Below are 24,962 nucleotides of genomic sequence, written 5' to 3'. Positions count from 1 at the left end.
CTTGCGCTCATAAAAAAGGCCGCTGCAAACGCAGCGGCCAAAGTAAGACGTGGATCAGGAGCTACAAATCAACGTCAGTGAACACGGGCGATGAGTCGAAGAAATACGCTTCGAATCATCTGGATTCTGTCGCCAATGGGGTGGTCTATCATCCCCATCGCGGCGTGCTTTCAGGCCGTCTGCCGTGAAAGCCAGGCAAGAATAAGCGATTGATCGCAAAGGAAAAATAGCGATTCCAGACATGCACTGTTACAGTCTGGGCAACAGTCTTCAGCTGACCTTTTGTAGCAGCAGCTTCGCAAGCTCGGCAGCTGCTAAAAGCGAACGCAGGCAGCGCCAGCGGCTACACATCCAACTTCAATAATGTTCCATGCACTGTGCTGATAACCCTCCATCCAGCTTATCCATACTCCTCGCAAAACCTCACCCCATGCGGGCATTCATCCTTTGGAGGTACATCGCGAATACCTCCTTGGTGCGCTTATCGCTCTCAGCGAGCGGCAGTAGGGTGGGGCCTTCTGTCACTCACCGGGGAAGACGCATGACAAAAACAACAATGCGCGCCATCTTCAAACCACAAGCGCTGGCCGCTGCGGTGGCTTTGGGTTGCTGTGCCCAGGCGCAGGCTGTTTCATTCAACATCGGGGAAATCGAGGGGACCTTTGACTCTTCCCTGTCCGTCGGCGCGAGCTGGGGCATGCGCGATGCTGACAAGTCCCTGGTGGGCACGGTCAACGGTGGTACTGGGCAGTCCTCGACAGGTGACGACGGGCGCCTGAACTTCAAGAAAGGCGAAACCTTTTCCAAGATCGTCAAGGGCATCCACGACCTCGAATTGAAGTACGGCGACACTGGCGTGTTTGTCCGTGGCAAGTACTGGTACGACTTCGAGCTCAAGGACGAGGACCGCGAGTTCAAACAGATCAGTGACAATGGTCGCAAGGAAGGCGCCAAGTCTTCGGGCGCGCAGATTCTCGATGCGTTCGTCTATCACAACTATTCCATCGCCGATTTGCCAGGCACCGTGCGGGCCGGCAAGCAGGTGGTCAGTTGGGGGGAAAGTACCTTCATCGGCAACTCGATCAACAGCATCAACCCGATTGACGTGTCGGCATTCCGTCGTCCTGGCGCGGAGATCAAGGAAGGCCTGATCCCGGTGAACATGCTCTTCGCCTCTCAGGGCCTGACCGATCAGCTGACGGTTGAAGGCTTTTATCAACTGGAGTGGGATCAGACCGTTCTCGACAATTGCGGTACCTTCTTTGGTGTCGACGTGGCGGCGGATGGCTGCAACACCGGTTACACCGTCGGCAGCCCGGCGATCGCCCCGTTGGCGCCGCTGGCGTCAGCCTTTGGCCAACCTATCCAGGTCACCCGTGAGGGCGTGATCGTGCCCCGTGGCGGTGACCGCGATGCCCGGGACTCGGGGCAGTGGGGCACGGCCTTGCGCTGGCTCGGTGACGACACCGAATACGGCCTCTACTTCATGAATTACCACAGTCGCACACCGACTGTCGGTACCACCACCGCCGGGCTGTCCACACTGGCCAGCCTGCCGGGCATGGTCAGCATTGCCAACCGTCTGGCCCCGGGCAGTGGTTCGGGCCTGGCCCAAAGCGTGATGCTCGGGCGCGGCCAGTACTACCTCGAATACCCGGAAGACATTCGTCTGTACGGCGCGAGCTTCTCCACCACCTTGCCCACCGGCACTGCCTGGACCGGCGAAATCAGCTACCGGCCCAACGCTCCGGTGCAGGTCAATACCAACGACCTGACCCTGGCGTTGCTCAACCCGATCGCCGGCGGCGCCGCATCGCCCGTCGCGACCCGGCCAGGTGCCGACAACACCGGTTACCGCCGCAAGGAGGTGACCCAGGTGCAAAGCACCCTGACGCACTTCTTCGATCAAGTGCTGGGTGCCCAGCGGCTGACTCTGGTTGGTGAAGCGGCGGTGGTGCGGGTCGGTGGTCTGGAGTCGAAAACCAAACTGCGTTATGGCCGCGACTCGGTCTACGGCCAGTACGGCTTCGGTGGCGATACCGACGGTTTCGTCACCTCGACTTCCTGGGGCTACCGCGCCCGGGCGATCCTCGACTACGCCAACGTGATCGGCGGGATCAACCTCAAACCCAACCTGTCCTGGTCCCATGACGTCGCCGGCTATGGCCCCAACGGGCTGTTCAACGAGGGCGCCAAGGCCGTCAGCGTCGGTGTCGATGCCGACTACCGCAACACCTATACCGCGAGCCTCAGTTACACCGACTTCTTTGGCGGTAACTACAACGTCCTGCAAGACCGCGACTTCCTGGCGCTGAGCTTCGGCGTGAACTTCTGATCTGGCTGAGAAGGATGATGTAAATGCGCAAGATGATTCTGCAATGCGGCGCCCTGGCACTGAGCCTGTTGGCCGCTAACGTAATGGCGGCGGTCTCGCCGGAAGAAGCCAACAAGCTTGGCACCACGCTCACGCCATTGGGCGCCGAGAAGGCCGGTAACGCCGATGGCTCGATCCCGGCGTGGACCGGTGGCATCCCGAAAAATGCTGGCGCCGTCGACAGCAAAGGTTTTCTGGCCGACCCGTTCGCCAGTGAAAAACCGCTGTTCACCATCACCGCCGCAACGGTCGACAAGTACAAGGACAAGCTGTCGGACGGTCAGGTGGCGATGTTCAAACGCTACCCGGAAACCTACAAGATCCCGGTCTACCCGACCCATCGCACCGTAGGCCTGCCGGCGGAAATCTACGAGTCGGCCAAGCGCAGCGCGCTGAACGTGACCAGCATCAACGACGGTAACGGCCTGGCCAACTTCACCGGCAACCGCTACTACGCCTTTCCGATTCCCAAGAATGGCGTCGAGGTGTTGTGGAACCACATCACCCGTTACCACGGTGGCAATCTGCGACGCATCATCACTCAGGTGACCCCACAGACCAATGGCAGCTACACACCAATCCGCTTCGAGGAGGAGATCGCCGTACCGCAATTGATGAAGGACCTGGACCCGGAAAAAGGCGCCAACGTACTGACCTTCTTCAAACAATCGGTGACCGCGCCGGCGCGGTTGGCGGGCAACGTGTTGCTGGTGCATGAAACCCTCGATCAAGTGAAAGAGCCGCGTCTGGCGTGGATCTACAACGCCGGTCAACGTCGGGTACGACGCGCGCCGCAAGTGGCCTACGACGGGCCGGGGACCGCCGCTGATGGTCTGCGTACGTCGGACAACTTCGACATGTTCTCCGGTGCGCCGGATCGCTACGATTGGAAACTGATCGGCAAAAAGGAAATGTACATCCCCTATAACAGCTACAAACTCGACTCGCCGAGCCTCAAGTACGATGACGTGGTGAAAGCCGGGCACATCAACCAGGACCTGACCCGCTACGAATTGCACCGGGTCTGGGAAGTGGTCGGCACGATCAAGCCGAGCGAGCGGCACATCTACGCCAAACGCCATATGTACCTCGACGAAGACAGCTGGCAAGTGGCGCTGGTGGACCACTACGACGGTCGCGGTCAACTGTGGCGAGTGGCCGAAGGTCACGCCCAGTACTACTACGATCACCAGACCCCGGCCTACACCCTCGAAGCGCTCTACGACATCATTGCCGGCCGATACATTGCCCTGGGCATGAAGAACGAAGAGAAGCACAGCTTCGAATTCGGCTTCGACGCCAAGGCTGCGGACTACACGCCGTCTGCCCTGCGCGCCGAGGGCGTTCGGTAAGGGTTTTGATACATTGGCATCACCAGAGGCGACCTGCGGGTCGCCTTTTTTATGGGCGCTAATCAGCGTCCTGAATACTTCTCAACAAGCGGGTTGGAGAGGGCTAGGGTTGGCGGACAATTATAAAAAGGCACGCCGCAATGACCGCCATGACCCCGTGTCTGGACCGTTCAGGATTCCTGCCCCGCCTGTCCTCTCATCACCTGTCGCGGGCTCGTTTAAGCGAGCCGATATTGGCTTCGACGGCCCGGGTGAAATTACTCTGCGCACCCGCCGGCAGTGGTAAGAGCGCGTTGCTCGCCGAATGCCTGTTGCAGGCGCCAACCCAATGCCGGGTGCATTGGTTGCCATTGTCTGGCGCGGTGTCGAGCGCGGCGGATTTTCGTCAGCGTCTGGCAGAGACGCTGGGGCTGGCCTCATCGGATGAAACCGGGTTGCTGGGTTGTCTGGCGCGATTGCAGACGCCGATATGGCTGTTTCTCGATGACTATTGCCGTCTGCCGAACCCGGAGCTGGACCTGTTACTGGATCGCATGCTGGCAATCAGCAGTCCGATGCTGACCTGGTGGCTGGGCGCCCGCCGCCGGCCGCAATGCAACTGGCCAAGGTTGCTGCTCGATGATGAGTTGTACGAGTGCGAGAACGCTTCGCTGGCTTTCACGCAAGGTGAAGTCGAGCAGATATTGCAGCCCTGGGTACCCGAGCAAGCCGGCAAGGTGGCGAGTCGGATTATCCAGCGCACCGGCGGCTGGTGTGCCGGTGTACGGATTGCATTGCTGCAGAAGTGCGACTGGTCATGTCAGGACAACTCCCTGGGGCGGGCGGCCACCTTGCTCGATTACCTGGAGCATGAGTTGTTCAGCTCGCTGACACCTGAGTTGAGCGAGGCCTGGCGCGTGCTGGCCCACTTGCCCCGCTTCAATGCCCGGCTGTGCGATCACCTGTTCGGGGCCGGGGAGGGCGCTCAATACTTGCGGACCTTGCAAGCGCTGGGCTGTTTTATCGAACCTTGGGGGGACTCCAGCGACTGGCTGCAGATTTTCACCCCGTTCACGCAGTTGTTGCGCGATGAGCAATGGCCAGCGGGACGCTCTTGGCATCGGCGTGCCTGCCAGTGGTTCTGTGCTGAACAGGACTGGAAATCGGCCTTCGAACAGGCATTGCTCGCCGAGGAATACGAAGTGGCGGTCAGCCTGTTGCAGCACTTTAGTTTCGAGCACTTGTTCGAAGAGCAAATGGTCGTGCTGTTGCTGCGTTTGCATGAGCAGCAAGGCGAAGAACTGACGCTGGGGAGCCCGCAGTTGGTGGGCTTGATTACCGCGGCGCTGTTGTTCGCCGGGCGTTTCGAACAGGCAACTGCCTGCATTGCTCATTTGGCGCATTTCACGCCTCAACCCTCGGCGGTGCTTCAGCGTCAACTGATTGCACGCTGGCAGGCCCTGCAGGGTTGGCTACTGCATTTGCAGGGACGAATGGAGACTTCACGCGCGCACTTCCTTGATGCGTTGAGCGCGCTCGATCCCGAATGCTGGACGGCGCGCCTGATGTGTTTGTCCGGTCTGACGCAACAGGCCTTGCTAAGGGGCGAACTCGACGTGGCGCAAGCCCATAACCGCGAGGCGCTGTGCCTGGCGCGGGCGCAAGGTTCACTGGTGTTCGAGGGCTTGATGGAACTCGATCATGCGCAATTGCTGGAGCAACGGGGGGCGGCGGTGCGGGCTGAAAGTGTACTGACCAATATGTACGAGCTGCTCTGCCAGCAGACAGATCGGCCTATACCCTTGCTGGGACGCATTGATCTGCGACGTGGACGACTGGCGTTATGCATGGGGCAGGAGGAAAGGGCGGCCGAACTCTTTCAGCGCGGGCTGGACGACTGTCTGCGCAGCCATGACAAGCGTGTGCTCTATGGGTTTCTCGGCCTGGCACAACTGGCGGCTAATCAAGGCGATTATGCTCAGGCATTTGTGCGCTTACGCGATGCCGAACGGCTGATGCAGCAGCGGCTGATTCCGGAAACTGTTTACCGGGGGGTGCTGTTGCAAGTCAGTAGTCATTTCTGGTTGCAACAGGGGCGTGCCGAATTGGCGTGCGAGGCTTTGAGCCGGGTGCTCAATCACTATCGCGGGCCGCAGGCACAGCAGGCGCCACCGGCCACGCTGGAGCTGATCCCACGCATCGAATATTTGCTGATTCTCGCCAAGGTTCGGTTGGAGCACGATGCGAGTGATGCCGCAGCACAGCTCGAATCATTGATGGAGCAGGCACAGGCGCGCGAAATGTGGGCACTCGCCACCGAACTGCAACTGGCCCTGGCTGAAGTGCTATGGCTTGAGGGGCAAACTGCTAAGGCCATTGATGCATTGCAGGAAGGAGAACGCAATGTGGCGCGGTATCAGACTCGCCAGTTGTTAAGTGAATTGCGCCAGCGTCAGCCGTTATTGCTCAATGAGCAAGCCACTCTTCTAGCGTCTGATCAACTTTGCATGCGGACAGGTGAAACAGACACATTAAGTCAGCGTGAACTACAAGTGCTCAAGCTGATTGCACAGGGTCATTCCAATCAAGAGATTGCCGAGGTGCTGTTCATTTCATTACATACCGTCAAAACTCACACACGACGCATACATGCGAAGTTGCGGGTTGAGCGCAGGACGCAAGCGGTGGCCAAGGCCAAGTTGTTAGGGCTGTGGAATTGATCCGGAATACGGAGAATATATAATGGTTTACTTCATGTTTATATTGGGGGCGAAGTTACAAATGGTTTAAGTCGTAAATGCCTGGTATTACTTGGATGTTTTCATATTGAGCTGCCCCTGAATTAATTTGGTTAGGCGAGTTTCTCGCTCCATTTTTTTGAAAGGGTAACAAATGAATATTATGAATACCTCTATTCCCCCCCGCGGATCGTCCCCAATGGCTTGAGCAGGTCAGTATTACCGACCAACTTCATTATGGGGGGCTCGAACAGCAGTTGATTGCAAACAGGGCCGATCTGGAAAGGCAACTTAGAGGGCATGTCAATGTACAGGTTTATGCTCGTAACCTGGCCAGCCAGTTTCTGCAGCTGGAATTTGACAGCAGCCTTGATCCCGACACTCTTATGACCATCAGCCAATACGAGTTCGACGAGGCCGGCTGCAAAATCAGACAGGAAGACAAGCGTTCTCTGACAGATTTATTGTTGTGGGGCCTACACGAGGAAGGTCGGCGTGCAAGTATCACGCTTGAAGGTGAAGGCATTCCTTTCGGATTGAATCAGCAATGGCTGGAGGAAAACTGGAACGGGGACTTCCGTGCGTCATATGGTCGGGATTTGCGCGCCGCTTACGAGCGCAGTGCTGTGCTCGCCGCCATGAAAAATGTCACCCGGGATCAGTTATTGCTGAGTGCATTTACCGCGAAGCTTCGCGGACATCTCAACGACACCAATCTTCAGCGGATCGAGCTTGCCGTCAATGGCGATACGAACATGACGCTGGCGCCATTGATGCTCATAGGTGACGGCGCTCGGAACACTCGACCGTTCGCGGAGCTGGTTGCCATTGGAAGCCGCAGCCCCAGCCAGGATGACTGGCTCCTGTATGCACCGGATTCGCCTGGTGGACAGGACTGGTATGAGTTGCCGGGTTTCAGGCAACTTGGCGGCGAGATCTGCAGCTGGATGGCCAAGCCAGAGGGGCAAGCCTATCTGGTCTGGCGATCCCATGCGCTGGATCGCGAAGTGATCGCCGGTTATCTGAAAAAGATCTCACAACGACCTGATCTATGGCGTGGTGTCCAGCCGGTGCCAACCCCTTACACAGGACCCGAGGTGCTAAATACGGTTGTTTTCAATCATCGAGCCTGGCTGGTGGCACAGGAAGAAAGCCAAACGCCCTATTACTATCGCACCGCATCCGATGAGTTGCGTCAGACGTTTACGCGCATCAACACGGAGCTTAAGGCGCTCAAAACCGTTGAGGTCCGCGAGGCTGGCTTTATCACCTATGAGCGTTTTTGCCATCAACTGATCAAGCAGCGTGTGGAAGAAATCCTGCTGGGCAGAGGTGACGTAGTCGCGATTGATCCTGATCGGGTTTACGTGCAAATCAGTCATGACCAACAGATGACACTGACTCGGTTGATTGCCGATGAAACGCACTTCTACGCTGGTAACGCCGATCGGGACAAGTATCCGCGTTTTACGATGGCAACAGATCACCCGCCACTCGACAAACTTGATATCCGCGATATCGCCGGTTGGTCGAGAACGTTGCGCGCGGGCGAGCAGTACATTGATATGTTGCGCACGACTCATGTTAATCGCTCCCATCCCGAAGGCATCTTCAAACGCAAGATTTACATGGGCATCATGAAACGTCAGATGACCGTGGCAGCGATGCAGGCGCTGTTCACCGGATGTTTGACGAGGAAACACTTCGAGGAGCTGAAAAAGGTAATTGTGGCATTCGATCATCCGCAACCGGACTGGCAGGAGGGCGAGGCACCTGGCGATGTACCTCACAGTGCCCTGTTTAAACTCCATCTCAAGAAGCGCCTGGTAGTCGGGGTATTTGTTTTCAGGCTGCATATCGCCGGGACGATTGAGCAATACCTGTTCACGCCTGATGCTCCAGATGGTTATGAGATACGACCATTCAAGGACTTTGTAAGTGCGGTGAAAACCCGTGGTCTGGGTGATTACCTCTACGACCGTGTGCACGAGAAGTATCAGCCGGGCGTGGGCGCTTATTTGACCGATCTCGAACAATTGGCCCACTTCACTGAGGCACCGGAACTGGAGCGCAACAGTCGGGTCACGGATCTGTACGACTGTTATAGCGATGTGGTGTACAAGATCATTTCGGATGTTGATGCGAAAACACAAAGCCTTGAAGAAATCATCACCGGCCTGGTGTACAACGCCGTCCTGACAGCCGTCAGCGTCATCGGCATTGTCTATCCGCCAGTCAGTATTGCCTTGAGCGCAGCCTTGCTGACCAAGAATCTGGTGCAAGGCGCCGAGGCTTACTCGGAGGGCAATCGGGCCAAGGCCCTGATCCATTTCAGGGATGCGCTGATTGAGTTGGCGTTGTTGGGCAAGGCAGGATATGTGGGTTCGCAGCCCACCAAAATACAGAAAGATCTGATCGGATTATTGGGGGATGTATACACCGTGGAATGGTTTTTCTCCCAAGCCACTGGACAGCCTCGACTACATGAACGGGTGCTGGAGGTGATTCAGCAGGTTCTCGACGATCCTCAAAGCGCTACCAGCAAAACCACCATCATCCAGCGTTAATGACGGTCCGCTGGTTTTGCGTCTGGCTCAGCGACTGAGATCATCAGCCTGATACCCCATCCGCCAACTCACGGCCCGTGTCGCCGCCAACAACCGCTGCGCCGCCGGGCCGTTTTCGTCTGCGTGGAACAACGACGTCGGGCCGACGATGGTCAACACCGCAGCGATCTGTCCGAGGGCGTTGAACACCGGTGCCGATAAGGCGTCCACGCCGGGCATCAGCAAACCGTGCACATGATGCAGACCGCGTTCGCGAATCTGTTCGCACAACGTCGCGTAGGCTTTTTCATTGGCCAGCGGATGGGCATCGACGGTGATTTCCTGCCTGCGCAATTCATCGGTTTCCCGATGCGGCAAATAGGCACTGAATACCAGCCCCGTCGACGAGCTGAGCAATGGTAGAACCGAACCCAATTGCGTGACCACCGTCACCGCGCGCACCGCCGGTTCGATGTGCACCACCGTCGCGCCCTGATTGCCCCATACCGCGAGAAAGCAGGTCTCATTCAGGTCATCGCGCAGTTCGGCCAAGGGCAGAGCGGCGACTTTCAGCACGTCCATACTGTTCAGGGCAGCGAGGCCGACCCGCAGCGCTTCACGGCCCAGGCCGTAATGGTTGGTGGCGGTGTTCTGCTCGGCAAACCCGCTGGAGATCAGCGCCTGCAGATAACGGTGAACCTTGCTTGCCGGCATCTGCACGTGTTCGGCCAGACGCGACAGCGAGGTGGATGGCGACAGCTCGGCAAGCGCCTTGAGGATGTCGGTGCCGACCTCGGCCGAGCGGACTTTCTGTTTACCGTTGCTTTCGCTGGTCATGGAGGCGGTGTGATCCCGGGACGAATGGGCGTCTTTATAGCTTGACGGTCAATACCAATCAAATTACGTTATGCGTAATTGAATTACGATAAAAATAACCCAGGCGTGCCAAGACCTCTCAAGCAGAGTGCCAGGCCACTGCCTACTCCCCGTTCAGGAGGGCTCCATGAACCTCGATCCAACGGCGCCAGCACTGGCTTATCAGTCAGGCTTTGGTAACGAATTCAGCAGCGAAGCGTTACCCGGCGCACTGCCCGTCGGTCAGAACTCCCCGCAAAAAGCCCCTTACGGTCTTTACACCGAATTGTTCTCAGGCACTGCGTTCACCATGGTTCGCAGCGAAGCGCGGCGCACCTGGATGTACCGGATTCAGCCGTCGGCCAATCACCCGGCATTCGTCAAACTGGATCGGCAATTGGCCGGTGGCCCGTTGGGTGAAGTGACCCCCAATCGCCTGCGCTGGAATCCCTTGGAGATTCCGACCGAGCCGACCGACTTCATCGACGGGTTGGTGAGCATGGCTGCCAACTCAGGCATGGAAAAACCGGCCGGGATCAGCATCTATAACTACCGCGCCAACCGTTCCATGGAGCGCGTGTTCTTCAACGCCGACGGCGAACTGCTGCTGGTGCCGGAACTGGGCCGACTGCGCATCGCCACCGAACTGGGCGTGATGGAGCTGGAGCCGCTGGAAATCGCCGTGCTGCCTCGCGGGCTGAAATTCCGCGTCGAATTGCTCGATCCGCAAGCCCGCGGCTATATCGCCGAAAACCATGGCGCGCCACTGCGCCTGCCAGACCTGGGGCCGATCGGCAGCAACGGTCTGGCTAACCCGCGAGACTTCCTGACCCCGGTGGCGCATTACGAAAACCTCAAGCAACCGACCACCCTGGTGCAGAAATTCCTCGGCCAGTTGTGGGGTTGCGAGCTCGATCATTCACCGCTGAACGTGGTCGCCTGGCACGGCAATAACGTGCCGTATAAATATGACCTGCGCCGTTTCAACACCATCGGCACCATCAGTTTCGATCACCCGGACCCATCGATTTTCACCGTCCTGACCTCGCCGACCAGCGTGCACGGTCTGGCCAATCTCGACTTCGTGATCTTCCCGCCACGCTGGATGGTCGCCGAGAAAACGTTCCGTCCGCCGTGGTTCCACCGCAATCTGATGAACGAATACATGGGCCTGATCCAGGGCGAATACGATGCCAAGGCCGAGGGTTTCGTGCCCGGTGGCGCCTCGTTGCACAGCTGCATGAGCGCCCATGGCCCCGACGGCGAGACCTGCACCAAGGCGATCAACGCGGAGCTGGCGCCGGCTAAAATCGACAACACCATGGCGTTCATGTTCGAGACCAGTCAGGTATTGCGCCCGAGCCGGTTCGCCCTGGATTGCCCGCAACTGCAAAACAACTACGATGCCTGCTGGGCCACGCTGCCCGCCACTTTCGACCCGACCCGGAGATAACCCATGACTCAGACTTCCATCACTCGTAGCTGGGTTGCCTCCGCCAACGGCCACGCGGATTTTCCGCTGCAAAACCTGCCGTTGGGCGTGTTCAGTGTGAAGGGCTCCGCGCCGCGCAGTGGCGTGGCGATCGGCGACCATATCTTTGATCTGGAAGCGGCACTGGATGCCGGGTTGTTCGACGGTGTTGCGAAGAAAGCAGCCGAAGCCACCCGTGGCGGTCAGCTGAATGCGTTTTTCGAACTGGGTCGCGAGGCACGCGTCGCCTTGCGTGAACGCTTGATCGAATTGTTCAAGGAAGGCAGCACCCTGCACGGCAAGATCGAGGCCCAGGGCGCAAAACTGCTGCCACTGGCGGCGGATTGCGAAATGCACCTGCCGGCGAAGATCAACGATTACACCGATTTCTACGTCGGCATCGAGCACGCGCAGAATGTCGGCAAACTGTTCCGCCCGGATAACCCGTTGCTGCCGAACTACAAGTACGTGCCGATCGGTTATCACGGTCGCGCCTCGACCATTCGCCCGTCCGGCACCGACGTGCGTCGGCCGAAAGGCCAGACTCTGCCGGCCGGCCAGACCGAGCCGGTTTTTGGTCCGTGCGCACGTCTGGACTATGAGCTGGAACTGGGCATCTGGATCGGTCAGGGCAACGACATGGGCGACTCGATCGCCATCGGTGACGCTGCCGATCACATCGCCGGTTTCTGCTTGCTCAACGACTGGTCGGCGCGAGACATCCAGGCTTGGGAATACCAGCCGCTGGGTCCGTTCCTGTCCAAGAGCTTCATCACCAGCATTTCGCCCTGGGTGGTGACTGCCGAAGCGCTGGAGCCGTTCCGTCGGGCGCAGCCTGCGCGTCCTGAAGGCGATCCGCAGCCGTTGTCATACCTGTTCGACAAACGTGATCAGGCCGCCGGTGCCTTCGACATCGAACTCGAAGTACTGCTGCTGACCGAAGCGATGCGCGAGCAGAATCTGCCGGCCCATCGCCTGACCCTCAGCAACACAAAACACATGTACTGGACTGTCGCGCAGATGGTGGCGCACCACAGCGTCAACGGCTGCCAGTTGCAGGCCGGTGATCTGTTCGGTTCGGGCACGTTGTCCGGTCCTGAAAGCGGTCAGTTCGGCAGCCTGCTGGAAATCACCGAGGGCGGTAAAAAGCCGATCGAACTGGCCTCGGGCGAGGTGCGTAAATTCCTCGAGGACGGCGACGAAATCATCCTGCGGGCACGTTGCAGCCGTGAGGGTTTTGCTTCCATCGGTTTCGGCGAATGCCGTGGCAAAGTACTGCCGGCGCACTAAGAGGATCGGCTCATGGAACTCTATACCTACTACCGTTCGACCTCGTCTTACCGGGTGCGCATTGCGCTGGCGTTGAAGGGGCTGGATTACCAGGCGCTGCCGGTCAACCTGATCGCGCCGCAGGGGGGCGAACATCGCCAGCCGGCGTATCTGGGCATCAACCCGCAAGGCCGGGTGCCAGCCTTGCGCACCGACGAAGGCGAATTGCTGATCCAGTCGCCGGCAATCATCGAGTACCTGGAAGAGCGTTATCCACAGGTGCCGCTGCTGTCCAAAGACCTCGCTGCCCGCGCTCATGAGCGTGGCGTGGCGGCGGTGATCGGTTGCGATGTTCATCCGCTGCACAACGTCAGCGTGCTCAACAAACTGCGGCAGTGGGGGCACGATGAACCGCAGGTGGTCGAGTGGATCGGTCACTGGATCAGCCAAGGGTTGGCAACGGTGGAGCAATTGATCGGGGACACCGGTTATTGCTTTGGCGATCAACCGGGGCTGGCGGATGTTTATTTGATCCCGCAGCTCTATGCGGCCGAGCGCTTCAATATTTCCCTTGAAGCCTACCCGCGAATTCGTCGAGTGGCGGCATTGGCGGCGACACATCCAGCCTTCTTCCTGGCCAATCCGGCGAATCAGCCCGATACCCCGTAAAACCGTACGCTCCTACAGGAATTGGTGATTAATGGACGATGGCGTTGGGCGGCAAGTGCCCCAGTCGTTCGGTCAGGCGAATCCGCTGGATCGGGTCGTCACAGAGCAGCAGCGCATGCTCCAGGTCAAAGCGCTCGGCATTCGGGCAGTCCAGCCGTTGGTAGAGGCTGGCCCGGGCCAGATAGTCGGAGGTGCTGGCGTTGCCCAATTCCAGCACGCGCTCGGCGTCGACCAGAGCATCGATGTAGTCATCGTTCGTGAGGTGCAATTGGCGCAGGTTGCGCGACAGCCGTTGCAGCATCTGCGCAGGTTCGGCGGTTTGCAAATGCTCGGCGCCGAGTTTCATGTTCGGGCCGTACTGGCGTTGCAGCAACTCCCGGCAATCGTTGGGGTACAGCCGGCGCCCGCCGCACGGGTCGAGCAGATGATCGGCGCCTTGTACCCGCAGCAGGAAATGCCCGGGGAAGTTGACCCCGACCATGGGAATCTCCAGCCTTCTGGCCAGTTCCAGCGCAATCAGGCCCAGCGTCAGCGGCTGGCCGCGCCGACGTTCCAGCACCTTATTGAGCAGCGCCACTTGCGGACGCAAGGGCGTGGAGTCGTCCTGGGCGAACCCCAGGTCATTCATTCGGCGCAACAACGGTTGCGCCAACTCACTCACCGGCAGCATCGGCAACCCATAGCTGACTCGTTGTTGCAGGTCCTTGAAGTCCGCCAGCACCGTTTCGGGATTCAGCTCTTTATCGTGTTCGGCGGCGATCCACAGCGCTGCCTCGAACAGCGCAGGCGGTGATCGTTGCAGACAGTCGAAAAAGCGTTGGCGCGGGGTCATCAAAATCTCCGGGGAATGCCTCGTTTTAGCCCCGTCGCACGCTTTCGTCCAGTACCGAACACAGGCGGTAACAGGTTATGTCTGAAAGCCTCTAAAGCGGCGCCGCTTATTCCGGCGCGTTTCTGCAATTTTTGTGCACAAGCCTATACTGGCGACTACAAGAAGTGATTCGGGAGCCCTACGATGTTCGCTCTCATGCAAAGCACTCGCCTTGAATCGCTGCACCTGAGCGTCGATCCGGTCACCGGGTTGAAGGCGGTGATTGCCATCCATAACAGCCGCCTGGGACCTGCCCTGGGCGGGTGTCGTTACCTTGCCTACCCCAGCGATGAATCCGCGATCGAGGACGCTGTGCGCCTCGCCCAGGGCATGAGTTACAAGGCAGCCCTGGCCGGCCTGGCTCAGGGCGGTGGCGTAGCGGTGATTGTTCGCCCGGCCCATGTGGAAAACCGCGCCGCAGTATTCGAAGCGTTCGGGCGCTGGATCAATCAGCTCGACGGTCGCTACATCACCGCCATCGACGCCGGCACCTCGGTGGCGGACATGGATTGCATCGCTCAGCACACGCAATTCGTCACCAGCACCACCGCCGCGGGCGACCCTGCGCCGCATGCCGCCATGGGGGTATTCGCTGGCATTCGCAGCACCGCCATGGCCCGCTTGGGCAGCGATAATCTCGAAGGACTGCGCGTCGCCATTCAGGGCCTGGGCAACGTCGGTTATGCCTTGGCCGAGCAGTTGCACGCTGCCGGCGCCGAGCTGTTGGTCAGTGACATCGATCAAGGCAAAGTGCAACTGGCCATGGAGCAGTTGGGCGCTCATCCGATCGCCAACGAAGCGCTGCTCAGCACCCCTTGCGACATTCTCGCGCCTTGTGGTTTGGGCGGTGTGCTTAACAGGACCAGCGTGACGCAACTGCGCTGCTCGGCGGTCGCAGGTTCGGCGAACAACCAACTGACTCATCTTGAAGTCGCCGATCAGCTGGAACGCCGAGGCATTTTGTATGCGCCCGATTACGTGATCAATGCCGGCGGGCTGATCTATGTGTCGCTCAAACACCGCGGGGAAGCGCTGACGACCATCACCGCGCACTTGTCGAAAATCAGTTCACGGCTGACCGAAGTCTTCGCCCATGCCCAGGCGGAAAAACGTTCCCCGGCCCGGGTGGCGGATGAGTTGGCGCAGAAAGTGCTGTACCGGTGATGCTGCGCGGGTGAAAAGTTTGAATCGATAAAGGAGCGCGAGCCTATCCGGCCATTGCTCCCAAGCCCCGCGCCACAAACGTCGGGCGTGACCATTGCACGCTGACCCCGCGTGCCAGGAGCCCTGTGATGCTTCACAAGGTTGAGCTGCCTTACACCCGTTTTTTATCCCCTGATGGCCAGCCGCTCGGCGATCTTCCCGCCTGGGCCGACGACTTCAATTTGCTGACGCGCCTGTATCGGCAGATGGTCCTGACCCGCCTTTTCGATCAGAAAGCTGTTGCCCTGCAACGCACCGGACGTATTGGCACCTACGCGCCTACTTTGGGCCAGGAAGCCATTGGCGTCGCGGTCGGCAGCCTGATGCACGCCGAAGATGTGCTGATTCCCTATTACCGCGACACCGCCGTGCAGTTGATGCGCGGCGTGCGCATGGAAGAAATCCTGCTGTATTGGGGCGGCGACGAGCGTGGCAGTGACTTTGTCGATCCGGCGGTGGCCCAGGATTTCCCGATCTGCGTGCCGATCGCCACTCAAGCCCTGCATGCCTGCGGCGTCGCCAGCGCCTTTAAAATCCGCGGCGAGCATCGGGTCGCCGTCACCACTTGCGGCGACGGCGGAACCAGCAAAGGTGATTTCCTCGAGGCCCTCAATGTCGCTGGCGCCTGGCAGTTGCCGGTGGTGTTCATGGTCAATAACAACCAGTGGGCAATCTCGGTACCGCGACGAATTCAGTGCGGCGCCCCCACTTTGGCCCAGAAAGCCATTGGCGCCGGCTTCCATGGCGAGCAAGTCGACGGCAACGACATACTCGCCGTGTATGACCGCGTGCAAGCGGCCCTCGAACGGGCGCGCCACGGTAAAGGCCCGGTGCTGCTCGAATGCCTGAGCTATCGCCTCGGCGATCACACCACCGCCGACGATGCCACGCGCTACCGGTCGGCGGACGAGGTCAAGCAGGCCTGGCTCGAAGAACCGATCAAACGCTTGCAACGCTTCATGGCCGGGCAGGGCGTGTGGGACGAAGGCCGCGAACAGGCGCTGGTCAGCGAATGCCAGGGTTTGGTGCAGCGTGCTGTGGATAACTTCGAAGCGGCGGGCCTGCAGGCACCGGAATCGGTGATCGATTATGTCTACGCCCAGTGGCCGCAAGCCTTGGCCGAGCAACGTGAAGATTTCCTTGAACGGGTGGCGCGCCGGACAGGAGGTTCGAGCGATGAGTAACGGCAAAGTGACGCTGCTGGAAGCGGTGAATCTGGCGTTGCATCGGGCCATGAGCGAGGACGAGAACGTCATTGTCCTCGGTGAAGACGTCGGGGTGAACGGTGGCGTGTTTCGCGCCACGCTGGGCCTGCGCGACAGCTTTGGCTTCAAGCGGGTGATCGATTCGCCGCTGGCCGAAACCATGCTCGGCGGGCTGGTGGTGGGCATGGCGGCCCAAGGCCTGAAACCGGTGGTGGAAATCCAGTTCATGGGCTTCATCTACGCCACCATGGAGCACTTGGTGTCTCACGCCAGCCGCATGCGCAACCGCACGCGCGGGCGGATCACCTGCCCGATGGTGATGCGCTCGCCGATGGGCGCAGGGATTCGCGCGCCGGAACATCACAGTGAAAGCACTGAAGCCCTGTTCGCGCACATTCCGGGGTTGCGGGTGGTGATCCCGTCCTCGCCTGCACGGGCCTATGGTCTGTTGCTCGCCGCCATCGATGACCCCGACCCGGTGATATTTCTCGAACCCACCCGACTCTATCGAATGAACCCGCAACCGCTGCTCGATGACGGCAAGCGCCTGCCGCTGGACCGCTGTTTCACCCTGCGTGAAGGCAGCGACATTACCTTGATCAGTTGGGGCGCCAGTGTGATGGAAACCCTGCAAGCCGCCACGCAATTGGCCGAGCAAGGCATCTCGGCGGAAGTGATCGATGTCGCCAGTATCAAACCGCTGGACCTCGACACCCTGGAGGCCTCGGTGCGCAAGACCGGTCGCTGCGTGATCGTGCATGAAGCGCCGCGCTCTTGCGGGGTCGGCGCGGAAATCGCCGCCAGCCTCTACGAACGGGTATTGCTGGATTTGCAGGCACCGATCCAGCGGGTTACCGCGCCAGACATTCCGCCGCCGCTGTATCGACTGGAATCGCTGTACATGCCCGGTGTCGAAGACATTCTTCATGCCTGCGACAGCGTATTGCTGCATTCCTGAACAGACGCCTGAGGCCGAGGAGGTTGCGATGAAATATTTCAAACTGCCGGATCTGGGCGAAGGCTTGCAGGAAGCGGAAATCGTCCGCTGGCACGTCAAGGTCGGCGATACCGTCAAGGCCGACCAGCTATTGGTATCGGTGGAAACCGCCAAGGCGCTGGTAGACATTCCGGCGCCCTACGACGGTGTGGTGGCGAAAACGTTTGGCGGCGAGGGCGACATCCTGCACGTCGGAGAACCGCTGCTCGGTTACGAAGGCGAAGCGGATGCGGGCACCGTGGTAGGGCGACTGGAGGGCGGCGGCACGAATCAGGAGGATGCCTTTTTTATCGGCGCTGCGCCTTCGACCCGCGAATACCTGGCGAACCGCGCCACGCCGGCAGTGCGTCAACTGGCACGCCAGCTTGGCGTTGAACTGAGCGCATTGGTCGGCTCCGGCCAGGACGGCCAGATCACCCGCAGCGATGTGGAAAGCGCAGCCCAGGTTGAACGTGAGCGTTTCGGCGGCGAGAAGCTGCGTGGTGTGCGACGCAGCATGGCGCTGAACATGGCCAGGTCTCATGCCGAAGTGGTGCCGGTGACGATTTTCGGTGATGCCGACCTGCATCGCTGGGGGCAGGCGCGAGAACCACTGATTCGTCTGGCTAAAGCCATGGCGGCGGCCTGCGCGGTGGAGCCGGTGCTCAACAGCGCCTTCGATGGCAAATCCCTGTCGCTCAAACAACACGAACGGCTCGACCTGGGTATTGCCGTGGATACGCCTGACGGCTTGTTCGTGCCGGTGCTGCGCGATGTCGGCAATCGCACATCGGCGGATTTGAAAGAGGGTGTGATGCGCCTGCGGGCCGATGTGCAGGCGCGCTCGATTCCGCCTCAGGAGATGATGGGCGCGACCCTGACGCTGTCGAATTTCGGCACTTTGTTCGGCCGCTACGCCAACCCGGTGGTGGTGCCGCCGCAAGTGGCGATCCTCGCCGCCGGGGCGATCCACGATGAACCGGTGGCGGTCGAAGGCGCGGTGGTGGTGCATCCGATCCTGCCACTGTCCCTGACTTTCGATCACCGTGTGGTCACCGGCGGCGAGGCGGCGCGGTTCTTCAAAGCGTTGGTCGAAGCGCTGGAGCAACCCGAGGCCTGACTTTTTGCGGACATGAAAAAGGCCCTGAGCCATTGGACTCAGGGCCTATTCAATTCGGGTATTGCTTACTTCGGCGTCTTGGCGGCTTTGGCTGGCTTGGTCGGCTCAGCAGGCGCCACTTCAACAGGTGCAGCGACTTCAACGGGGGCAGCTTTTTCAGCGACTTCAGCCGGCGCATTCAGCAGTTCGGACAGCGCGTCCGGCTGGCTCTTGAATGCCTTGGCGAACACATCGCGGTTCTTCGCCATGTAGATCCCGGCTTCTTCCACTTGCTGTTCGGTCAGGGACGGAACGGCTTTTTGCAACACTTCAGCCAGCAATTCGGCCAGTTCGAGCATTTTGTCATGACGGTCAGCTTCGGCTTTATCCATGAACAAGCGCTCCAGATCTCGGCTGCTGCGGTATACCACTTCGACGGCCATTCACCACCTCACATGCCTTCACATTAGTTGTCTGTTTCGACTACTGTATCTATATACAGCGAAAAGGATAAGCGAATCCCTGCGCTTTGGGTAGTGGCTTTTTAATGTAGACCGGATTCAGGGTTTGTCAGGTGAACGGCGGCGCTCCGTTCGCGGCTACAGGTTTGGTGTTGACCTGCGACCAAACGCCACGGAGCGCGTTTTAAAGCACCTCGCCATCATGTGGCACGTAACCCCTGGCCTTTTTTCTGCATGCAGAACAACCGTCACGTCCAACCCGCATCATCCGCTCGAACCGAGCTAAGGAACAATCATCGTGAAAATCAACTGGGCCGAGAACCTGCGGCAGAACGTGCACCAATTGGCCGAGTCCCTGGGCAACCTGTTCGTCGAGACCTTCCACTACCTGGCGCTGTTCGCCATCGGTGCGGTGACTGCCTGGGCGGCGGTCATGGAGTTCATCGGGATGCTGGAACAGGGGCACATCAAGATCGATGACATCCTGTTGCTGTTCATCTACCTGGAACTGGGGGCGATGGTCGGGATTTACTTCAAGACCAACCACATGCCGGTGCGCTTCCTGATCTACGTGGCGATCACCGCGCTGACGCGGCTGCTGATCTCCAACGTCTCACACCACAATCCGCCGGACCTGGGGATCATCTACCTGTGCGGTGGGATTCTGCTGCTGGCGTTTTCGATTCTGGTGGTGCGTTACGCTTCGTCGCAATTTCCTTCGGTGAAGATCGAACACCCGCAGCGCAAGATCGGTGCGGGTTCCGGTGAGCATCCCGAAGTGGAGAAGGGCGAGCTCTAAAGCCCGATTTCAGGTCGGGGCCGGGCTTTGGCCTGTGGCGGCGGCAGCTTACGGTTGTCGCCGTCGGTCATGGCTTCGAGGATGGCCACGGCGCATTGACCCTGTTCGATGGCGATGCCGAACTGAATGCTTTGCACCAGGCGTTTGAGGCGTTTGGGGTCATTGCGTTGTTCGGCGCTGATCATCCGTTTGGCCACCACGCGGCCAGCGTTGGAGAGGGTCAGCATGATGCTGCCGTCCAGGCCCTGGATGCTCAGGTTGATTTGATAATCCGCTGCAAAAGCATCGGTAATGAGCTGAAAAGGGTTGTCCATAATGCGTCACCGCCTGATTGAACGTGCAGTTGTTGACGGCCATGATCGGGATTAGTTCGCAATACCAGACCACCGGCCTTCCATGTTCATGCGCTTTCTTCCGTGCCGCGTAGGGGATACAGCAAGGGGCATGCCGGAAAAACTGTCGGACAATGGATACGGCAAAAAAAACGGCGGGCACCTTGGCCCGCCTTCTTTTTGCCTGCCCGTTTCAGGGCATAAATGAATAGATGATCGCAGACAGTGCAATCAGACCGACCAGCACCACGAACACGTTCGAGGCCTGGCCTGAGTACTGGCGCAAGGCTGGCACGCGGCGGATGGCGTACATCGGCATCAGGAACAACAGGCACGCAATGATCGGCCCGCCGAGGGTTTCGATCATGCCCAGGATGCTCGGATTGAAGGTCGCCACGGCCCAGCAACTGAGGATCATGAACAGCGCAGTGAGGCGGTTCAGCCAACGGGCGGACATGACTCGACCACGGCCACGCAGGCTTTTCACGATCAGGCCCTGAAAGCCTTCGCTGGCGCCGATGTAATGGCCGAGGAAGGATTTGGTGATTGCCACCAGCGCAATCAGTGGTGCGGCATAAGCAATGACCGGCGTCTGGAAGTGGTTGGCCAGGTACGACAGGATCGAAATGTTCTGCGCCTTCGCCGCGGCCAAATCAGCCGGGGACAACGCCAGCACACAGCTGAAGCAGAAGAACATCACCGTGACGACCATCATCGCGTGAGCGATTGCGAGAATGCCGCTGCTTTTGCGTTCGGCTTGCTCGCCGTAACGCTGTTTCTGATCGACGGCGAAGGCGGAGATGATCGGCGAATGGTTGAACGAGAACACCATCACCGGAATCGCCAGCCACAACGTTTTGAAGAACAGCGGTAGCGGCATGCCTTCGCTGGCGGTGGCAAAGAACGCGCCGTTCCAGTTCGGAATCAGGCTGATACCCAGTAGCAGCAATGCCGCGACGAACGGGTAAACCAACACGCTCATGCATTTGACGATGACGCCCTGACCACAACGCACGATCGCCATCAGGCCGAGAATCAGCCCCAGCGACAGAATCGCCCGAGGCGGCGGTGTCATGTGCAACTGGTACTCCATGAGACTGCTCAAGGTGTTGGTCAGCGCCACGCTGTATACCAGCAGAATCGGAAAGATCGCGAAGAAATACAGCAACGTGATCAGCTTGCCGGCGCCGATGCCGAAGTGTTCTTCCACCACTTCGGTGATGTCCCCGGAACGGCCGGACAGCACGAAACGCGTCAGGCCACGGTGGGCGAAGAAGGTCATCGGAAAGGCCAGTACCGCTAGGAGCAGCAGTGGCCAGAAACCACCGACACCGGCGTTGATCGGCAGGAACAACGTGCCGGCGCCAATCGCTGTGCCATAGAGGCCAAGCATCCAGGTGGTGTCGTGTTTACTCCAGCCTTTGTGGGTTATTTCTCTATTACGTGTCAGGTCTACAGCGGGATTATCGGCAGCAGGTGTACGTATTTCGGTCATCGTTTTTGCCTCGTTATTATTCTTGCTCGGGCTCACGTATTGCGGACGGTCAGGAAGTGCTCCTCAGCACTCCACCCAGCTCACCGCCAGGCCGCCCCGTGAAGTTTCTTTGTATTTGTCGTGCATGTCGGCGCCGGTGTCGCGCATGGTGCGGATCACCCGGTCCAGGGAAATGAAGTGTTTGCCGTCGCCGCGCAGGGCCATTTGCGTGGCGTTGATCGCCTTCACCGCGGCTATCGCGTTGCGCTCGATGCACGGCACCTGCACCAGGCCGCCGACCGGGTCGCAAGTCAGGCCGAGGTTGTGTTCCAGGCCGATTTCGGCGGCGTTTTCCAGTTGCTCCGCAGTGGCGCCGAGCACGTCGGCCAAGCCGGCGGCAGCCATGGCGCAGGCCGAACCGACCTCGCCCTGGCAGCCGACCTCAGCGCCGGAGATCGAAGCGTTTTTCTTGCAGAGAATGCCTACGGCGGCCGCGCCCAAAAAGAACGCCACGACGTCATCGTCCGACGCGTCCGGGTTGAATTTCATGTAGTAGTGCAGCACGGCGGGAATGATCCCTGCCGCTCCGTTTGTAGGCGCGGTGACCATCCGCCCGCCAGCGGCGTTTTCTTCGTTCACGGCGAGGGCGAACAGGTTGACCCACTCCATGGCTGAGAGGGTGGAGCTGATGACATTCGGTTTGCCGATTTCCAACAGGCTGCGGTGCAGTTTCGCGGCTCGGCGCGGAACATTCAGGCCGCCGGGCAGAATGCCTTCGTGCCGCAAACCTTGCTCGACGCATTCGCGCATCACCGACCAGATATGCAGCAATCCCTGGCGGATCTCGGTATCGCTGCGCCAGGCCCGTTCGTTGGCCATCATCAGCTCGGAAACCCGCAGGCCGTGTTGGTTGCAGAGTTTGAGCAATTCGGCGGCGCTGGAAAAATCGTAGGGCAGCACCACGTCGCTGGCCGGTGCGATGCCAGACTCGGCTTCGGCCGCTTCGATGATGAAACCACCGCCCACCGAGTAGTACGTCTGCTCGAACAACTCACCGGTTTCGCCAAAGGCTGTCAGAGACATGGCGTTGGGGTGGTAGGGCAGGCACTCGTCGAGCAGCAGGAGGTCGCGCTGCCAGTTGAAGGCAATGGTCGATTGGCCTGCCAGGCGCAGTTCGCCGGTTTCGCGCAGGTGCTGGATACGTGAATCGATAGAAGTCGGGTCGATGCTGTCCGGCCATTCGCCCATCAGGCCCATGACGCAGGCGCGGTCAGTGGCATGGCCGACGCCAGTGGCTGAAAGCGAACCATAAAGTCGGATTTCTACCCGCCGTACGTCATCCAGCGAACCTTGCTCATCCAGGGCCTGGGCGAAGGTCGCAGCGGCGCGCATCGGGCCAACGGTGTGGGAGCTGGACGGACCGATGCCGACTTTGAAGAGATCGAAAACACTGATAGCCATGCTAAAGCCTATACAAACAATGGAAGAGAAATCGCCGCCATTTTTGTAGGCCAAGCGCAATGTCGGCGATACTGCCTACCTCGGTCCTACGTGACCAACGAAACTTCCTAAGAAAGCCTTTAGCAGGACTAAACGATGAGCCGTCAATTGCACGCCCAGACGTACGTCTGGCTGCACGTGTTTTCCTGTGCCGCGCGGCACTTGTCGTTCACCCGTTGCGCCGAAGAACTGCACATCACGCCGGGTGCGGTCAGTCAGCAAATTCGGCAACTGGAAGAGCGGCTGGGTTTTCGCCTGTTTCACCGTCGCGCCCGGGGTGTGGAGTTGAGCGCCGAAGGCCAGCGATTGGCTATTACCGTCAACGAAGCCTACGGCAGCATCGATGCGGAATTGCGACGACTGGATGCGGGAATGATCAGCGGGATTTTGCGCGTGCGCTCGATTCCATCGTTCCTGAGTAAATGGCTGACCCCGCGCCTACCGCGTTTGCAGCAGCGGTTTCCGGATATCCAGTTACGGCTGGTGGCCGAAGACAGCAGCATCCCATTGCACGAAGGCGAGTTCGATCTGGCAATTGATCTCAATGACGGCAGTTATCCCGGATTGTTATCCACAGCCTTGCTCGACGAGCAGATATTTCCGGTGTGTGCCCCGAGCCTGTTGCGCGGGCGGCCGCCGCTGCATGGCCCGGCGGACTTGGTGCATTTTCCGCTGTTGCACGACATCACCGCCTGGCGTGGCAGCTACGAATACGCGGAATGGGAGTATTACCTCAATGCCATCGGCTTCGAGGGCGCTGACGTGCGGCGTGGGCACACCTTCAATCGCAATCACCTGACCATTGAAGCGGCAATTGCCGGCATGGGCGTGGCGATTGCGCGGCGAACACTGCTCAACGATGAGCTGGAGCGCGGGACGTTGATCGTGCCGTTTGGCCTGTCGGTGCCCAATCACAAGCGTTACGTGCTGCTTTATGCGCCGGGGGCGCTGAGCCATCCGGGCGTGCGTGCGGTGCATGACTGGCTGGTGGAAGAGGCAGCGGTTTTTCGCAGCCTGCACCCACTGGCGGAGCGGCAGATGTGAGCAATTATGACAAAAGAGCGAGGCGACCCAACTCCCGACCATAACAGTGCTTTTGCTCCTTGTCCGGCTTTTTTTGCGAATGAAAATTTATCTTCTTTTAGGGGTTGAAATGTTCTGCACACACACCGATTGTGTAACCAAGAGGTTGCGGTGATGACGCCCAAGGGCCAGCCGATGCGCCTCTTGCGAGCTAGCTGAAATAAGGGAAGAACTATGCAAATCCAAGTCAATAGCGATAACCATATTCAAAGCAGTAAACGACTGGAGGAGTGGGTACGTACTACCATTGAGAGCACGCTCGAACGTTATGAAGAGGACCTGACCCGCGTCGAGGTCCATCTGCGGGACGAGAACGGCGACAAGCCTGGTCCCCATGACATGCGCTGCCAGCTGGAAGCGCGGCCAAAGGGCCACCAACCGATTTCCGTTACTCATAAAGCCGACTCCCTGGAATTGGCGATCGACGGGGCAGCCGAAAAACTTGAACATGCTCTGGAGCATATGTTTGGCAAATTGCGCGGCAAACCACGCGCCGCTGTGGTGCCGTTCGATAGGGGCGCTCATGCCGATGCGCTGCTTGAAGATGAATTTCTCGAGAACGAACAGGCTGCGCTCAACGGCTGAGGCCTGATTCACCTTTTACCTTCCTGATGAAAGCGGGCCTGCGATTGCAGGCCCGTTTTTGTTTCAGTGTCCACCGGTCCCCTGGGGCGAGGGAGCTTGCTCCCGGCAATCGGCGCTTGGC

The 24,962-nt window shown here is 59.4% G+C and carries 19 protein-coding genes and 1 pseudogene; 14 read left to right on the top strand and 6 right to left on the bottom strand.

The annotated features are described in order from the left end of the window. Positions 1–541 precede the first annotated feature (541 nt). The 4 genes from ACZ9BB_RS19605 (at position 542) to ACZ9BB_RS19590 (ending at position 9,010) form a co-directional block, all read left to right on the top strand. The gene (locus ACZ9BB_RS19605; protein ID WP_476215493.1) at positions 542–2,335 is read left to right on the top strand and encodes a DUF1302 domain-containing protein; all 1,794 of its coding nucleotides are present in this window, start codon (positions 542–544) and stop codon (positions 2,333–2,335) included. A gap of 23 nt (positions 2,336–2,358) precedes the next feature. Then, complete coding sequence (locus tag ACZ9BB_RS19600; RefSeq protein WP_476215492.1) at positions 2,359–3,726, top strand: DUF1329 domain-containing protein; 1,368 nt, start codon at positions 2,359–2,361, stop codon at positions 3,724–3,726. A 140-nt stretch (positions 3,727–3,866) separates the two neighbouring features. Continuing rightward, positions 3,867–6,425, top strand: a complete 2,559-nt coding sequence (locus tag ACZ9BB_RS19595; RefSeq protein WP_476215491.1) for a LuxR C-terminal-related transcriptional regulator — start codon at positions 3,867–3,869, stop codon at positions 6,423–6,425. A gap of 275 nt (positions 6,426–6,700) precedes the next feature. Beyond that, a complete protein-coding gene (locus ACZ9BB_RS19590; RefSeq protein ID WP_476215490.1) occupies positions 6,701–9,010 on the top strand; it encodes a dermonecrotic toxin domain-containing protein in 2,310 nt (769 codons plus the stop codon). 27 nt (positions 9,011–9,037) lie between these two features. On the opposite strand, the gene ACZ9BB_RS19585 is transcribed toward ACZ9BB_RS19590, so the two are convergent. Continuing rightward, entirely contained in the window at positions 9,038–9,826 is a 789-nt protein-coding gene (locus ACZ9BB_RS19585) for an IclR family transcriptional regulator (protein WP_476215488.1), read from the bottom strand. Positions 9,827–9,992: 166 nt separating this feature from the next. Here ACZ9BB_RS19585 and hmgA point away from each other — a divergent pair, with 166 nt between their 5' ends. Genes hmgA through maiA form a run of 3 tightly spaced genes read left to right on the top strand, consistent with a single transcriptional unit; the run spans position 9,993 to position 13,253 of the window. Next, positions 9,993–11,297 carry a homogentisate 1,2-dioxygenase gene (hmgA, locus tag ACZ9BB_RS19580; RefSeq protein ID WP_476215486.1) on the top strand — a complete coding sequence of 435 codons (1,305 nt, stop codon included), beginning with the start codon at positions 9,993–9,995 and terminating at the stop codon, positions 11,295–11,297. 3 nt (positions 11,298–11,300) lie between these two features. Continuing rightward, entirely contained in the window at positions 11,301–12,605 is a 1,305-nt protein-coding gene (gene fahA, locus ACZ9BB_RS19575) for a fumarylacetoacetase (protein ID WP_476215484.1), read from the top strand. Between the two features lie 12 nt (positions 12,606–12,617). Beyond that, the gene (gene maiA, locus ACZ9BB_RS19570) at positions 12,618–13,253 is read left to right on the top strand and encodes a maleylacetoacetate isomerase (protein WP_476215482.1); all 636 of its coding nucleotides are present in this window, start codon (positions 12,618–12,620) and stop codon (positions 13,251–13,253) included. 28 nt (positions 13,254–13,281) lie between these two features. On the opposite strand, the gene ACZ9BB_RS19565 is transcribed toward maiA, so the two are convergent. Beyond that, positions 13,282–14,085 carry a SirB1 family protein gene (locus ACZ9BB_RS19565; RefSeq protein ID WP_476215480.1) on the bottom strand — a complete coding sequence of 268 codons (804 nt, stop codon included), beginning with the start codon at positions 14,083–14,085 and terminating at the stop codon, positions 13,282–13,284. 183 nt (positions 14,086–14,268) lie between these two features. On the opposite strand from ACZ9BB_RS19565, the gene ACZ9BB_RS19560 reads away from it, so the two are divergent. The 4 genes from ACZ9BB_RS19560 to ACZ9BB_RS19545 all read left to right on the top strand — a co-directional run bounded on the left by ACZ9BB_RS19560 (position 14,269) and on the right by ACZ9BB_RS19545 (position 18,628). Continuing rightward, the gene (locus tag ACZ9BB_RS19560) at positions 14,269–15,288 is read left to right on the top strand and encodes a Glu/Leu/Phe/Val dehydrogenase family protein (RefSeq protein ID WP_476215478.1); all 1,020 of its coding nucleotides are present in this window, start codon (positions 14,269–14,271) and stop codon (positions 15,286–15,288) included. Positions 15,289–15,416: 128 nt separating this feature from the next. Next, positions 15,417–16,511, top strand: a complete 1,095-nt coding sequence (gene pdhA, locus ACZ9BB_RS19555; RefSeq protein ID WP_476215476.1) for a pyruvate dehydrogenase (acetyl-transferring) E1 component subunit alpha — start codon at positions 15,417–15,419, stop codon at positions 16,509–16,511. Then, positions 16,504–17,490: an alpha-ketoacid dehydrogenase subunit beta gene (locus ACZ9BB_RS19550; protein WP_476215474.1), complete on the top strand. Its 987-nt coding sequence runs from the start codon at positions 16,504–16,506 to the stop codon at positions 17,488–17,490. The genes pdhA and ACZ9BB_RS19550 overlap by 8 nt, the downstream gene beginning before the upstream one ends. A 28-nt stretch (positions 17,491–17,518) precedes the next feature. Continuing rightward, positions 17,519–18,628 carry a dihydrolipoamide acetyltransferase family protein gene (locus ACZ9BB_RS19545; RefSeq protein WP_476215473.1) on the top strand — a complete coding sequence of 370 codons (1,110 nt, stop codon included), beginning with the start codon at positions 17,519–17,521 and terminating at the stop codon, positions 18,626–18,628. A gap of 167 nt (positions 18,629–18,795) precedes the next feature. Here the strand turns inward: ACZ9BB_RS19545 and ACZ9BB_RS19540 are convergent. Then, positions 18,796–19,050: pseudogene (locus ACZ9BB_RS19540) on the bottom strand (YebG family protein); the annotation flags it as partial. A gap of 316 nt (positions 19,051–19,366) precedes the next feature. Here ACZ9BB_RS19540 and ACZ9BB_RS19535 point away from each other — a divergent pair. Then, on the top strand, positions 19,367–19,867 hold the full coding sequence (locus ACZ9BB_RS19535; protein ID WP_018927152.1) for a phosphate-starvation-inducible protein PsiE: 501 nt from the start codon (positions 19,367–19,369) through the stop codon (positions 19,865–19,867). Here ACZ9BB_RS19535 and ACZ9BB_RS19530 read toward each other — a convergent pair. From ACZ9BB_RS19530 to ACZ9BB_RS19520, 3 genes are all read right to left on the bottom strand, one after another. Continuing rightward, complete coding sequence (locus ACZ9BB_RS19530; protein ID WP_476215470.1) at positions 19,864–20,181, bottom strand: DUF3509 domain-containing protein; 318 nt, start codon at positions 20,179–20,181, stop codon at positions 19,864–19,866. The genes ACZ9BB_RS19535 and ACZ9BB_RS19530 overlap by 4 nt on opposite strands. Before the next feature lie 211 nt (positions 20,182–20,392). Then, a complete protein-coding gene (locus tag ACZ9BB_RS19525) occupies positions 20,393–21,694 on the bottom strand; it encodes a serine/threonine transporter (RefSeq protein ID WP_476215469.1) in 1,302 nt (433 codons plus the stop codon). 63 nt (positions 21,695–21,757) lie between these two features. Then, entirely contained in the window at positions 21,758–23,134 is a 1,377-nt protein-coding gene (locus ACZ9BB_RS19520; RefSeq protein WP_476215468.1) for an L-serine ammonia-lyase, read from the bottom strand. A 135-nt stretch (positions 23,135–23,269) separates the two neighbouring features. On the opposite strand from ACZ9BB_RS19520, the gene ACZ9BB_RS19515 reads away from it, so the two are divergent. Further along, entirely contained in the window at positions 23,270–24,217 is a 948-nt protein-coding gene (locus ACZ9BB_RS19515) for a LysR substrate-binding domain-containing protein (RefSeq protein ID WP_476215466.1), read from the top strand. A gap of 213 nt (positions 24,218–24,430) precedes the next feature. Continuing rightward, on the top strand, positions 24,431–24,841 hold the full coding sequence (locus ACZ9BB_RS19510; protein ID WP_064620217.1) for an HPF/RaiA family ribosome-associated protein: 411 nt from the start codon (positions 24,431–24,433) through the stop codon (positions 24,839–24,841). Positions 24,842–24,962 lie beyond the last annotated feature (121 nt).

Source organism: Pseudomonas sp. TE3552, from assembly GCF_056278945.1.
The sequence above is the reverse complement of the archived record's forward strand: the minus strand, read 5'-3'. Positions and strand labels throughout refer to the sequence as shown.